This window comes from Microbacterium sp. LB12, from assembly GCF_037150835.1.
Lineage (GTDB): Bacteria > Actinomycetota > Actinomycetes > Actinomycetales > Microbacteriaceae > Microbacterium.
This window is the reverse complement of the sequence record NZ_JBBCPF010000006.1, coordinates 110,657-122,649: the sequence shown is the minus strand read 5'-3', so window position 1 is coordinate 122,649 and position 11,993 is coordinate 110,657. Positions and strand designations below refer to the sequence as shown.

The 11,993-nt window shown below is 69.7% G+C and carries 15 protein-coding genes; 5 read left to right on the top strand and 10 right to left on the bottom strand.

What is annotated here, in order from left to right; genetic code table 11:
* The first annotated feature begins 6 nt into the window (after positions 1 to 6).
* Entirely contained in the window at positions 7 to 723 is a 717-nt protein-coding gene (locus tag WFM69_RS12170) for an energy-coupling factor ABC transporter ATP-binding protein (RefSeq protein ID WP_337005002.1), read from the top strand.
* Entirely contained in the window at positions 720 to 1,313 is a 594-nt protein-coding gene (locus WFM69_RS12165; protein ID WP_337005000.1) for an energy-coupling factor transporter transmembrane component T, read from the top strand. The genes WFM69_RS12170 and WFM69_RS12165 overlap by 4 nt, the downstream gene beginning before the upstream one ends.
* Before the next feature lie 3 nt (positions 1,314 to 1,316).
* Here WFM69_RS12165 and WFM69_RS12160 read toward each other — a convergent pair whose 3' ends face one another.
* The 4 genes from WFM69_RS12160 to WFM69_RS12145 form a co-directional block, all read right to left on the bottom strand.
* Positions 1,317 to 2,627, bottom strand: a complete 1,311-nt coding sequence (locus WFM69_RS12160; RefSeq protein WP_337004998.1) for an acyltransferase family protein — start codon at positions 2,625 to 2,627, stop codon at positions 1,317 to 1,319.
* Between the two features lie 96 nt (positions 2,628 to 2,723).
* Complete coding sequence (locus WFM69_RS12155) at positions 2,724 to 3,395, bottom strand: response regulator transcription factor (protein ID WP_337004996.1); 672 nt, start codon at positions 3,393 to 3,395, stop codon at positions 2,724 to 2,726.
* Positions 3,392 to 4,651, bottom strand: a complete 1,260-nt coding sequence (locus WFM69_RS12150; RefSeq protein ID WP_337004994.1) for a sensor histidine kinase — start codon at positions 4,649 to 4,651, stop codon at positions 3,392 to 3,394. Before WFM69_RS12150 ends, WFM69_RS12155 begins: the two co-directional genes overlap by 4 nt.
* A 5-nt stretch (positions 4,652 to 4,656) precedes the next feature.
* Positions 4,657 to 5,274 carry a DedA family protein gene (locus WFM69_RS12145; protein WP_337004992.1) on the bottom strand — a complete coding sequence of 206 codons (618 nt, stop codon included), beginning with the start codon at positions 5,272 to 5,274 and terminating at the stop codon, positions 4,657 to 4,659.
* Between the two features lie 163 nt (positions 5,275 to 5,437).
* Between WFM69_RS12145 and abc-f the strand changes: the two genes are divergently transcribed.
* Positions 5,438 to 7,036 carry a ribosomal protection-like ABC-F family protein gene (gene abc-f / locus WFM69_RS12140; protein ID WP_337004991.1) on the top strand — a complete coding sequence of 533 codons (1,599 nt, stop codon included), beginning with the start codon at positions 5,438 to 5,440 and terminating at the stop codon, positions 7,034 to 7,036.
* 43 nt (positions 7,037 to 7,079) lie between these two features.
* Complete coding sequence (locus tag WFM69_RS12135; protein WP_337004990.1) at positions 7,080 to 7,676, top strand: pyridoxine/pyridoxamine 5'-phosphate oxidase; 597 nt, start codon at positions 7,080 to 7,082, stop codon at positions 7,674 to 7,676.
* Positions 7,677 to 7,724: 48 nt separating this feature from the next.
* Here the strand turns inward: WFM69_RS12135 and WFM69_RS12130 are convergent, their stop codons facing one another.
* The 4 genes from WFM69_RS12130 to WFM69_RS12115 are packed head-to-tail and all read right to left on the bottom strand — an operon-like array spanning position 7,725 to position 9,739.
* The gene (locus WFM69_RS12130; protein WP_337004988.1) at positions 7,725 to 8,537 is read right to left on the bottom strand and encodes an SURF1 family cytochrome oxidase biogenesis protein; all 813 of its coding nucleotides are present in this window, start codon (positions 8,535 to 8,537) and stop codon (positions 7,725 to 7,727) included.
* On the bottom strand, positions 8,534 to 8,728 hold the full coding sequence (locus WFM69_RS12125; RefSeq protein WP_337004986.1) for a hypothetical protein: 195 nt from the start codon (positions 8,726 to 8,728) through the stop codon (positions 8,534 to 8,536). Before WFM69_RS12125 ends, WFM69_RS12130 begins: the two co-directional genes overlap by 4 nt.
* Positions 8,725 to 9,072 carry a DUF3099 domain-containing protein gene (locus WFM69_RS12120; RefSeq protein WP_337004984.1) on the bottom strand — a complete coding sequence of 116 codons (348 nt, stop codon included), beginning with the start codon at positions 9,070 to 9,072 and terminating at the stop codon, positions 8,725 to 8,727. Before WFM69_RS12120 ends, WFM69_RS12125 begins: the two co-directional genes overlap by 4 nt.
* Positions 9,073 to 9,124: 52 nt before the next feature.
* Positions 9,125 to 9,739: a DUF4190 domain-containing protein gene (locus WFM69_RS12115; protein WP_337004982.1), complete on the bottom strand. Its 615-nt coding sequence runs from the start codon at positions 9,737 to 9,739 to the stop codon at positions 9,125 to 9,127.
* 142 nt (positions 9,740 to 9,881) lie between these two features.
* Between WFM69_RS12115 and WFM69_RS12110 the strand changes: the two genes are divergently transcribed.
* Positions 9,882 to 10,592: a beta-ketoacyl-ACP reductase gene (locus WFM69_RS12110; RefSeq protein WP_337004980.1), complete on the top strand. Its 711-nt coding sequence runs from the start codon at positions 9,882 to 9,884 to the stop codon at positions 10,590 to 10,592.
* A 15-nt stretch (positions 10,593 to 10,607) separates the two neighbouring features.
* On the opposite strand, the gene WFM69_RS12105 is transcribed toward WFM69_RS12110, so the two are convergent.
* Positions 10,608 to 11,303, bottom strand: a complete 696-nt coding sequence (locus tag WFM69_RS12105; protein ID WP_337004978.1) for an alpha/beta fold hydrolase — start codon at positions 11,301 to 11,303, stop codon at positions 10,608 to 10,610.
* Between the two features lie 39 nt (positions 11,304 to 11,342).
* Positions 11,343 to 11,978, bottom strand: a complete 636-nt coding sequence (gene serB / locus WFM69_RS12100) for a phosphoserine phosphatase SerB (RefSeq protein ID WP_337004976.1) — start codon at positions 11,976 to 11,978, stop codon at positions 11,343 to 11,345.
* Positions 11,979 to 11,993: the final 15 nt, after the last annotated feature.

Sequence of the window (11,993 nt, the reverse complement as noted above, 5' to 3'; positions counted from 1 at the left end):
GAGTCCATGATCCGCAGGAGCAGTACCCCGGTGCGCGCTGGCGTCGCGCCGTCATCGATCGCTGTGGACCGAGTCTCGGTGCAGTTCGACGGTCGCCGCGTGCTGAGCGAGGTATCCCTGGAGCTCACCGCACCCACGATCGCCGTGATCGGCGCGAACGGTTCGGGCAAGTCGACGTTCGCACGACTGCTGAACGGCCTCGTCGCACCCACCGAGGGCGCCGTGACGGTGCATGGACTCGACACCGTGTGCGACCGGTCGGCGGTGCGCCGGCGCGTGGGATTCGTGTTCACCAACCCCGACGCGCAGATCCTGATGCCGACTCCGGAGGAAGACCTCGCGTTGTCGCTTCGCGGGCGGCCCGCGCCCGAGATCGCTGAGCGCGTGCGAGCGACCCTGGGCGCACATGGACTGCAGGACCACGCGGATGCGCCGGCGATGAGTCTGTCGGGTGGTCAGAAGCAGATGCTCGCGCTGGCGTCCGTGCTCATCGCCGAGCCGCAGCTGATCGTGGCGGACGAACCGACGACGCTCCTCGATCTGCGCAACGCCCGGCGCATCGGGGATCTCCTGCTCGCGCAGTCGGCGCAACTCGTGGTCATCACACACGACCTCGACCTGGCGGCGCGTTGCGAGATGGCCGTGCTGTTCGAACAGGGGCGGGTCGCTGCATCCGGGGATTCTGCGAGCGTGATCTCCGCCTACCGTCGGATGTGCGCGTGATCGCGCTCTACCGCCCGGGCACGAGCATCGTCCACCGCGCGCCCGCCGGGCTCAAGCTCGCGATCCTGGCGCTCGGTGCACTCGCGCTGTCGCTGCACCCGCACGACGCTCTGAGCGTGGGGGTCGCGCTGCTGGCGGTCCTGGCCCTCTTCTGCCTCGCACGGCTGCCGTTGCGGACCCCGTACGTCGAGGTGTGGCGCCTCCGGTGGATGATCCTGGTGCTCGCGGTCGCGCTGGCGGTCTTCGTGTCGCCTCTCGCCGCATGGATCAACACGGGCCGCGTGGTCGCCGTGCTGCTCCTCGCGAGCCTGCTCACGCTGACGACCCGAACGGCCGATCTGCTCGCGACGCTGCACCGTGTCCTGCGTCCGTTGCGCCGGTTCGGCCAGGATCCGGACGCGGTGGCGCTGACGATCTCGCTGACCCTGACGACGATCCCGGTGGTGGCGGGGTTCGCCGCACGGGTGCGGGAGGCGGAGCAGGCTCGTGACGTGCGTCTCGGCATCCGCTCCGCCGTGCCGCTGCTCGTGCTCGCGCTGCGGCATGCCGACGATGTGGGCGACGCGTTGGCGGCCCGGGGGATCGGCTGAGTCTCACGCGGGCGCGAGAGCTCCGGTGAGCCGCGACGGCAGTGGTGCGGTCTGTGACGCCAGGCTGAGCCCGACCACGATCAGCGCGACCGCGATCATGGCCGTCGCGACGGAGGTCCCGACCGCCAGCAGCAGCACGACACCCACGAGTCCGCTCAGAGTCCCGACGACGAGACGACCCGCCGATGCCGTCGCCCGGGGCGCGGGGTGCGACTCGAAGCGTGTGCAGGTGACCGCGAGGAGAGCCGTGAGGCCGAGCGCTGCGGCGAGCCACAGGGGGCGACCGGCCCACCAGCCAGCGGTGTCGAGGTCGGGAAGGATCGCACCGGTGGTCAGTGCGAAGACGGCGGTGGCGCCGGCCATCGCGAGGAGCACCGGCATGTGCCACAGGTAGATGGTCATGGTGCGCGCGGTCACGAAGGCGGTGAACGCGGCGATTCGCGGCCGACGGCTGAGGCGTTCGAGCCGTTCGCGGGGCAGCGAGAGCAGGCTGGTGTGTGCGATGCCGACGAGCAGCAGCGCCGCGGTCGGCGGATTGATGTTCGCGATGAGATCGGGGGAGTAGATGCCGACGACGAACGTCGCGACGAGCACGAGGACCGCACCGATCCCCACGGTCGCCCGAGTCCGTCTCCGGAGCGCGCCGATGCGGCCGTCCGCGAGGAAGAAGCCGAGCTGCTGCAGGGTCATCCACACGAAGGCGAGGTTCAGGAATCCGAGTCCGTCGATGCCGGACGCCGCCCGCAGCACGTCGACGGCGATGGCAGCGGCGGCGAGTGCCGTGATCGTCCGGAACGGTGCGCGTTCGTGGGCGGATACGAGCGCGGGGAGCAGCGCCTGGCACAGCAGGAAGACGCCGAGGAACCACAGGGGCTGCCCGTAGCGGAATCCGGCCGTGGCGATGAGGTCTGCCGGAACCCCGGCGACCGTGAGGACGGCGAGTGCGAGTCCCACGGCGCCGATCACGAAGACCGCCGGCCGCAGCAGCCGGTGCAGGCGACCGGCGACGAACTCGACCGCGGTGCCGCCGCGCTCCCGCATCCGCCGGAACGCGAGGAAGCCGGAGAACCCGCCGATCACGAAGAAGAGCGGCATCACCTGCAGCACCCAGCTGAGAGGCGCGATCCAGCCCGTGCCGTCGCTGGCGTTGCTGAACACGGGCCCGGACTCGCCCACCGTCACCCCGACCATGATCGAGTGCAGCAGCACGACTCCGAGCACGCACAGCGCACGGACGAAGTCGATGCCCGTGTCGCGCGACGAGCTCCGGGGGCGAGCGGGAGCGGCGATGTGCGGCGCCTGGACGGTGGTCATGAGTCCTCCTCGGGGTGGTGTCCCAGGAGACTATGAACGGGGTGCATCCGGGGGCATCACCCCCGGGTGCCGTCGTCACCCCTACCGTGGAGTGAGTCAGGCGGAGGGTTCGACCAGTCCCGTGTCGTAGGCGAGGATCACGGCATGCACCCGGTCGCGCAGGTGCAGCTTGGCGAGCACCTTGCCGACGTGCGTCTTGACGGTCTGCTCGGCGATGAACAGCTCGGCCGCGATCTCGCTGTTCGAGCGACCGCGTCCGATCAGCACGAGCACCTCGCGCTCGCGGTCGGTGAGTTCCGCCAGGGTCGACGCCGATCGTGGTGCGCGTGGACGTCGCCCCGCGAACTGCTCGATCATGCGCCGGGTCACACTCGGCGCCAACAGCGCGTCTCCGCCGGCGACCACGCGCACGGCGTGCACGAGCTCCTCGGGGAGCGCATCCTTCAGCAGGAAACCGCTGGCACCCGCCTCGAGTGCGTCGTAGACGTAGTCGTCGATGTCGAAGGTCGTGAGCATCAGGATCCGCGGCACGTGGGCTGCGGGGTAGGAGGGACCGAGGATGCGGCGGGTGGCCTCGATCCCGTCGAGCTCCGGCATCCGCACGTCCATCAGGATGACGTCGGGGTCAAGGCGGGCGGCGAGGGCGACGGCCTCTGCCCCGTTCGCCGCCTGGCCGGCCACCCGGATGCCGTCGTGGGCGTCCAGGAGTGCGGCGAAGCCTGCACGGACCATCGCCTGGTCGTCGGCGATGAGTACGTTGATGGTCACGGGTTCTCCTTGTCGGGTGTGGCGTCGCCCCCTGTCGCTCCGGGGTCGAGGGGGAGGGTGGCGTCCACGTCCCAGCCGCCGTCGGACGAGGGCCCGGCAGAGAGGCTGCCACCGAGGAGCTCGGCGCGCTCGCGCATGCCGCGAAGTCCGTAGCCGCCGCCATGCCGCTCCGGTGCCTCGGGCGGTGCCGCGTTGTGCACCCGTATCCGGATGCTGTCGGCGTCGGCATGGAGCCGCACGGCGATCCGTGCACCTGGGGCGTGGCGGACCGCATTGCTCAGCGCCTCCTGCACGATCCGGAATGCCGCGATCTGCACGGTCGGGGTGGCGGACGCCGCGGCCTCGCCGCCTTCGAGCACGAGACCCACCTCGACGCCGGCGCGTCGGATGCTGTCCACGAGCGCGGGGATGTCGTCGATACCCTGCTGCGGGGCCAGGTCCATGCTCTGGTCCTCCGTGCGGAGCACCCCGAGCATGCGGCGCATCTCCGTGAGAGAGCCGCGAGCGGTCGCGGCGATGTCGTCGAACTCCGCTGTGGCCGCGTCGTTCAGGTCCGGGATCCGGTACTTCGCGGTCGACGCCTGCACCTGGATCACCGACATGCTGTGCGCGACCACATCGTGCAGTTCCCTGGCGATCCGTGTGCGCTCCTCGACCAGCGCGCGTCTGGCTTCTTCGAGCGCGCTGTGCTCCTTCTCGCGGGTCAGCTCGGCCGCGACCCTGACCCGACCGGCGACGAGCGCCGCGATGAGGAACATGGTGGCGGCGAGGGACGTCGTGACGATGAGGTCGGCGGTGGCACTCGCCGAGGTCTCGGGCAGCGCGACCATGTCGGGTCGCAGCACCGGTGCCAGCAGCGAGGCGATCGCACCGAGGATCAGAGCGAACGCGCCGAGCCGTGCACCGTGGAGGAACGTGACGACGCCCACGAGCAGCACGAAGGCGAGTTGCGCGGGGACAGACCATGGCCAGGGAGACTGCATGGCCAGCGCAGGCACGACCGTGAGCGGAAGGGTGAGCGCGGCCGCCGTGAACAGCGAGATCGCCCAGCGGGGACGGGAGACCGCGAGGATGGGGGCGCCGCACACCGCGGCGCCGAGGAGGAAGGACAGCGCCAGGGGCGTGCCGTAGAGCACGGTGTGCAGCGAGACCGTCAGTGCGTACAGCGCTACGGACGCCGCACACAGCGCCACGAGGGCGGCGGTGCGGCGACTCACTCTGGGGCGGCGCGGGGTGCGCTCTCGGCGGCGTGCCATGACTGTCATCCTGCCAGTTGCGGAGCGGGTTCACGGCGGCGGCGAGCCGCGGCGATCCGGTCGATGATGAGCCCGATCACGAGGGCCATGACGATGCCGAGGCCGGCGCTGATCAGCGGCTGGTCCTTGATCCACGCGCCCGCGAGCAGTCCGATGGCGATGCTGAACACGCTCCAGCTCAGTCCACCGATCAGGCTCAGCGGCACGAAGCGTCGCCACGGGAAGGCGAGGGCGCCCGCCGACATGTTGACGGCGACGCGTCCCACCGGGATGTAGCGGGCACCGAGGATGAGCATGGCGCTGCGGTGTTCGAGGGCGAGACGGGCGCGGGCGAAGGCCTTCGCGACCCGCGGGCGCCTCATCCATGCGAAGCGGGTCGTGCCGAGGCCTCGCCCGATCGCGAACGCGATGTTGTCGCCGATCGCGGCGGCGACCGCGGCGATCGCCCCGAGCAGCAGCACATTCCCCTCTCCGGTCGATGCCGCTACGGCCGCGGCGGCGACGAGGAGCGTCTCGCTGGGCACCGGCGGGAAGAAGCCGTCGATCACGGTCACGGCGAAGAGCACGAGATACAGCCATGGCGAGGTGACGGCGTGCATGATGAGCTCGTTGAGGATGTCCACTCCGGAACGCTATGCGCCGAGTGCGGGGGTGAGCATCCCTCTGGGGTATCGCACGCGTCACTCTCCGGAGTGATCTTGCTGGCGACGGCTCCCCGCCACGCCGCATATACTGGGAGGCTGGCCGATCGGCCGAACAACCTCCCCGAAAGAACGGACGTCCGCTGTGCTTGCCGTGCACGACCTCGAGATCCGCGTTGGCGCGCGCCTGCTGATGGAGAACGTCTCGTTCCGCGTCGCCGACGGAGACAAGATCGGACTCGTCGGCCGTAATGGGGCCGGCAAGACCACGCTGACCAAGGTGCTCGCCGGCGACGTCCTGCCCTCCGGCGGCAGTGTGACCCGCTCCGGGGAGCTCGGCTACCTGCCGCAGGATCCGCGCTCCGGCAACCCGGAGGATCTCGCCCGCACCCGCATCCTCGACGCCCGCGGTCTCGGCCAGCTGAACCTCGGGATGACCGAGGCGGCCCTCGACATGGGGTCGGACGACCCGGCCGTGGCCGACAAGGCGATGAAGCGCTACGCCCGCCTCACCGAGCAGTTCGAGGCGCAGGGCGGGTATGCGGCGGAGGCCGAGGCGGCATCCATCGCCAACAACCTCTCGTTGCCCGACCGCATCCTCGACCAGCCGTTGTCGACGCTCTCCGGCGGTCAGCGTCGTCGTATCGAGCTCGCGCGCATCCTGTTCTCGGACGCGCAGACGATGATCCTCGACGAGCCGACGAACCACCTCGACGCCGACAGCGTCGTGTGGCTGCGCGAGTTCCTCAAGAACTACAAGGGCGGGCTGATCGTCATCAGCCACGATGTCGAGCTCGTCGGTGAGACCGTCAACCGTGTCTTCTACCTCGACGCCAACCGCCAGATCATCGACACGTACAACATGAACTGGAAGAACTACCTGCGTCAGCGGGTGGCCGATGAGGAGCGCCGCAAGAAGGAGCGCGCGAACGCCGAGAAGAAGGCGACGACCCTGCAGCTGCAGGCCGCCCGTTTCGGCGCGAAGGCCTCGAAGGCCGCCGCCGCTCACCAGATGATCGCCCGCGCCGAGAAGCTGCTCGCCGGACTCGACGAGGTCCGGCAGGAAGACCGGGTGGCGAAGCTGCGCTTCCCGAAGCCGGCGCCCTGCGGCAAGACGCCGATGATGGCGTCCGGTCTGTCGAAGTCGTACGGTTCGCTCGAGATCTTCACGGATGTCGACCTCGCGATCGATCGCGGTTCGAAGGTCGTCGTGCTCGGACTCAACGGTGCCGGCAAGACGACGCTGCTGCGCATGCTCGCCGGCGTCGACGAGCCCGACACCGGTCAGCTGGAGCCGGGCCACGGGCTCAAGGTCGGCTACTACGCGCAGGAGCACGAGAACCTCGACGTGAACCGTTCGGTGCTCGAGAACATGGTCTCGGCCGCGCCGCACATCACGGAGACCGAGGCGCGCAAGGTGCTGGGCTCGTTCCTGTTCACGGGCGACGATGTGCTCAAGCCGGCCGGCGTCCTCTCGGGTGGCGAGAAGACGCGTCTGTCGCTCGCGACCCTGGTCGTCTCGTCCGCGAACCTGCTGCTGCTCGATGAGCCGACGAACAACCTCGACCCCGCGTCCCGTGAGGAGATCCTGGGTGCGCTGGCACACTATGAGGGTGCTGTCGTGCTCGTCTCGCACGACCCCGGTGCCGTGCAGTCGCTCAATCCCGAGCGCGTGCTGATCCTCCCGGACGGTGTCGAAGACATCTGGAGCCAGGAGTACCAGGACCTCATCGAGCTCGCCTGAGCACCGGGGGATCGCTCCGGCGGGCGCGTGGCATAGTCGGAGCATGCCCGAACTCGTGAACGATCCGATGCCTGACGTCCGTGCCTGGTTGCGCGCGCAGCCGGCGCTCACCGGATCGGCGCCGCCTCTCGAGCTCGGTGACCTCCCCGACGAGCCGGTGCCGCTGTTTCTCGAGTGGATCACGGCGGCGGTCGCCGCAGGCATCCTCGAGCCGCACGCGATGACGCTGGCGACCGTCGACCGCGACGGCATGCCGGATGCCAGAACCCTGATCCTCAAGGACGTCGATGCGCAGGGTTGGGCATTCGCGGGAGACCGGTCGGCTCGAAAGGCCGCCCAACTCCGCGCACAGCCGTCGGCGGCGCTGAATTTCTGGTGGCCGCCGTTGATGCGAGCGGTGCGCGTGCGCGGCGACGTCCACGAGGCCACGGCAGCCGAATCCCGGGCCGACCTCGCTGCCCGCTCTGCCGCCGCACGCGACGGCATCGACGACGATGGCTGGGTACTGTGGCGCGTCGTCGCGACGCGGGTCGAGTTCTGGCAGGGGTCGCCCGATCGGAATCACACGCGGATCGTCTACCGGCGCGCGGGTGAGGGCTGGACGCATGCTGTCGGGGCACAGGGGCCGAACGGCGCGTGACCTAGCGGATGCGACGCGAGGCGGGGCAGTCCCGTCGCCGACGACGCGTCACCGGACGTCGAGCAGCTCGTCCTCCACGTCGGCATCGCGGTCGCGACGGCGAGTCTTCTTCACGGGCGCGGGCCGGCCTTCGATCTCTTCGCGATGCTTCACGATCTCGGTGCGGATGATGTAGCCGATGAAGATGAAACCCATCAGAGCGAACAGGATCCACTGGATCGCGTAGGACAGGTGCGGACCGGGATCGTCGGTCGGGGAGTCGAAGCCGCCGAGGGATCCTGCGCCTGCGGGATCCTCCGAGATCAGCTGGCCGTACGCGCCGGTGATCACGTCGCCGTCCACCAGCTTCGCGATCGTCGGCAGGTTGATGGTCGGGACCTGTCCTTCGGGGGCGCCTCGACCGGAGGCGGGCGCTTGTTCGCCGGCGCGAAGACGGACGGTCACCTCAGCCGGACCCTCCGGAGGCGCGGGGATGGCGTCGGGCGCGTCGCCCTCGCCCGGTGGCACCCACCCGCGGTCGACGATGAAGACGCGTCCGTCGGCGTCGCGGAACGGGACCAGCACCTCGAAGGCGCTCGTTCCGCCGTGCGGTCGGTTGCGCACCAGCAGCTGCTGGTCGACGAGGTACTCGCCCTGCAGCGTGACCGGCCGCCATTGGTCTCCGGGATCCATGGAACCGTCGACGCCGATCACGTCGGCCAGTGGCACGGGGTCCGCGTCGTAGTTCTGCTCCACGAGTGCGATCTGCTCGGCGCGCGTCTCGCTCCTCTCGAACTGCCAGTTCGAGAGGAATGCGCACGCGACCGCGAAACCGATCGCGATGAGAACGTACACGCCCCATCGGGTCAGACGTCCGCTCATGCCGGCACACCGTCGCGAACCACGACCGGGAAGTCCCGTGCCGCGAGGTAGTCCCGGAGGAAGTCGACGTGTTCATCGCACGCCAGCCAGATCTTCTCGCGGTCGGCGGCGTGAATGCGCGGGTTGCGCCACACGACCTGTCTGGTCGCCGCACTCCGGCATCCGGCGCGCGAGCATTCGTGGTCTGTCATCGGTCCTTCGGGCCTTCGTGGATCGTGAACACCTGGGGGGTCGCGGCATCGGACTCGATCGGCGCCGGACGCGGTGCCTCCAGCTCCCGCACGGGGGACTCCGCCGTGGTCTCGGTGCTGTCGCTGCCTGCGTTCGCGAAGACCACGGCGATGTACGGCAGCACGGCCGCCGCGATGCCGAACACCCACGTGTACCAGCCATACGGCTGCACCAGCACCATGAGGCCGAAGCACACGACGCGGATGGTCATGGTCAGCGCATACCGGCGCACGCGATGGTCAGCCTCATCCCGCGGAGACTGCGGCAGTGAGGTGACGGCCGGGACTTGATGCGCGTTCTTCACGATGCTCCCAGCCTACGCCGGTGCAGGCCACCCGGCGTGCCGTTTCGGCGACTCAGCGCGCGGAGAAGTAGGGCACGCTGAAGGCCCCGAAGAAGATCAGCCCGATGATGAAGGAGAGCACCGTGAACGCGGCGATCGCGACTCCCGCATAGCCCATGATCAGACCGGCGATGGCCATGCCACGACCGGAGATGCGAGGTTCGCGTTTCGTCTGGCCGAGCGCCATGTGACCGGTGATCACGGCTGCGATCGATGCCAACAGCGGCACGACCGCCCAGAACAGGACGATTCCGGCGATGCCGCAGATCAACGACGTGACCGCGAGGCCGCTCGTCGGGCGCGGAGCCGCAGCGGGGTAGCCCGGTGCGGAGTAGGCGGCGTAGCCGGGAGGAACAGGTTGCGCGCCATACGTGGGTGCGGTCGGCGGCGTGTATCCGGGCTGGACACCGTACGGCGGCTGCGTCGGGGTGCCGTACGGCGGCTGTACCGGGGTGCCGTACGTCGGGGCAGCGCCGGGGTAGCCCTGGGGCGGTTGCGTCGCCGGTGGTGTGGGGATGGCCGGCAGCGTCGGCGCGGTCGCGGTACCCGCAGGCTCGGGAGCCGCAGGCGGAGGCGGCGACGGGATCGGCGACTCGTCACCGGGGGAGGGGATCTGGTTCTCGCTCACGATGAAGCCTTTCGTCTCGATCAGGGTTCCAGCCTCGTATCCGTCTGTCAAACGCCGCGCGGGCGGTGCCTCGCCCATGCTCGATAGGATCGATGACGGTTCGGAAGCCGAGCCATCGACCCCAGATCAGGAGAGTCCCCTCATGAGTGCTCAGCGCGTCGTCCTCGTCACCGGCGGGAACCGCGGCATCGGCCGCGCGATCGCGGAGCGATTCGTGCGCGACGGGTACCGCGTCGCCGTCACCGCCCGCAGCGGCGAGGGCCCCGACGGCACGCTCACGGTCCGTGCCGATGTCACGGATGCGGCCGCCCTCGATGCCGCGTTCACCGAGGTGGAGCAGCAGCTCGGACCGGTCGAGATCGTCGTCGCGAATGCCGGGATCACCAAGGACACGCTGCTCATGCGAATGAGCGAGGACGACTTCGACAGCGTGGTCGCCACGAACCTGGGCGGCACCTTCCGTGTCGTCAAGCGTGCGTCGAAGGGGATGCTCCGCGCCCGGTTCGGCCGGATCATCCTGATTTCGAGCGTCGTCGGCCTCTACGGCTCTGCCGGGCAGGCCAACTACTCCGCCTCGAAGAGCGCACTCGTCGGTTTCGCCCGCTCGATCACCCGCGAGCTGGGTGCCCGGGGGATCACGGCCAACGTGGTCGCTCCCGGCTTCATCGAGACCGACATGACCGCGGAGCTGCCCGAGGAGACGCAGAAGCAGTACAAGGCGAACATCCCTGCCGGACGCTTCGCGACGCCCGACGAGGTCGCCGGTGTCGTGACGTGGCTCGCCGGAGACGACGCCGGGTACATCTCCGGCGCGGTCATCCCTGTCGACGGCGGTCTCGGGATGGGGCACTGACCTCGACTCGCTGCCTCAGCGCGCGATCGCCGCGTTGAGGAGTTCGCCGAGCCGGTGCGGCACCGAGAACTGCGGCCAGTGCGCGGAACCGATCCGCACGACCTCGGCGTCATCGATGGCCCGGTACTCCTCGGCGTACGGCCCCCATTGGTCGATCATGCTCTCGAAGGTGGGTTGATCGAGGCCTCCCATCAGCAGTGTCACCGGCACACGGAACCGACCGGGATCGCTCAGCACGATGCCGTCGGTCGGCACACGGGCCGGGACGCTATGGGTGAGCGGCGCTGTGCGCGCTCTGGTCACCTCGTCGAGGTCGTGCACGTCCTCGTCCGGGAAGAAGTCCCAGCCCGGGAACGGTATGACGCCGTCGACGATCTCGAACTCGCTGATGCCGTTGCCGGGCGGCGGCGGCACGGTGTCGACGAACACGACCCGGCTGATCCGCTCCGGGCGCGCATCGGCGACGCCCCAGGCGACGTTACCGCCACCGCTGTGCCCCACGACGACGACCTCGCCCGGCAGGGCATCGACCGCCGCGACGGCCGCGTCGACCCAGTCTGCGATGCCGATATCGGCGGATTCGGATGCCGGCGCATCGAGGCCGGGCATGGTGAGCGGATGAACACGATGACCCGCGCGCTCGAGCGCCGGGATCACGTCTTCCCAGCTGGAGGCGTCGAGCCAGAGTCCGGGGATGAGGATGATGTCCATATCCCGACGCTAGCGACCGCCGCCGACATCGGCCAGGGGCTACGGGAGCAGGGCGATGACCTCGGACAGGTCCTGCGGACCGATCACGAGACTGGCGGCGTCGCGCACCGCGGGCTTCGCGTTGAAGGCCAGGCCGAGTCCCGCCACCGCCATCATCGCGAGATCGTTCGCGCCGTCGCCGATCGCGATGGTCGCGCGGGGCGCGACGCCCAGTTCCGCCGCCCATTCCTGCAGCGACGCCGCCTTGGCCGCACCGTCCACGATGTCGCCCGAGACCTGTCCGGACAGGACGCCGTCGACGACCTCCAGGCGGTTCGCGTGCCAGCGGTCGACGCCGAGCGTCGGGGCCACGTCGTCGAGGATCTCGTGGAAGCCTCCGGACACGACACCGACGACACCGCCGCGCTCGTGAACGGCCGCCGTGAGTTCACGGACGCCGGGGGTGGGTTCGATCCGGGCTCGCACTCGCTCGAACGCGGCGACGGGCACACCCTTCAGCGCCGCGACCCGGGAGCGAAGGCTCGTCGCGAAGTCGACCTCGCCGCGCATGGCTGCTTCGGTCGCGGCCTGCACCTCCGCACGCCGCCCCGCCTCGTCGGCGATCAGTTCGATCACCTCGTTGCGGATGAGGGTCGAATCGGCATCGAGGACGACGAGGAATCGCGCGGCGGTCACACCATCGAGCCTAGC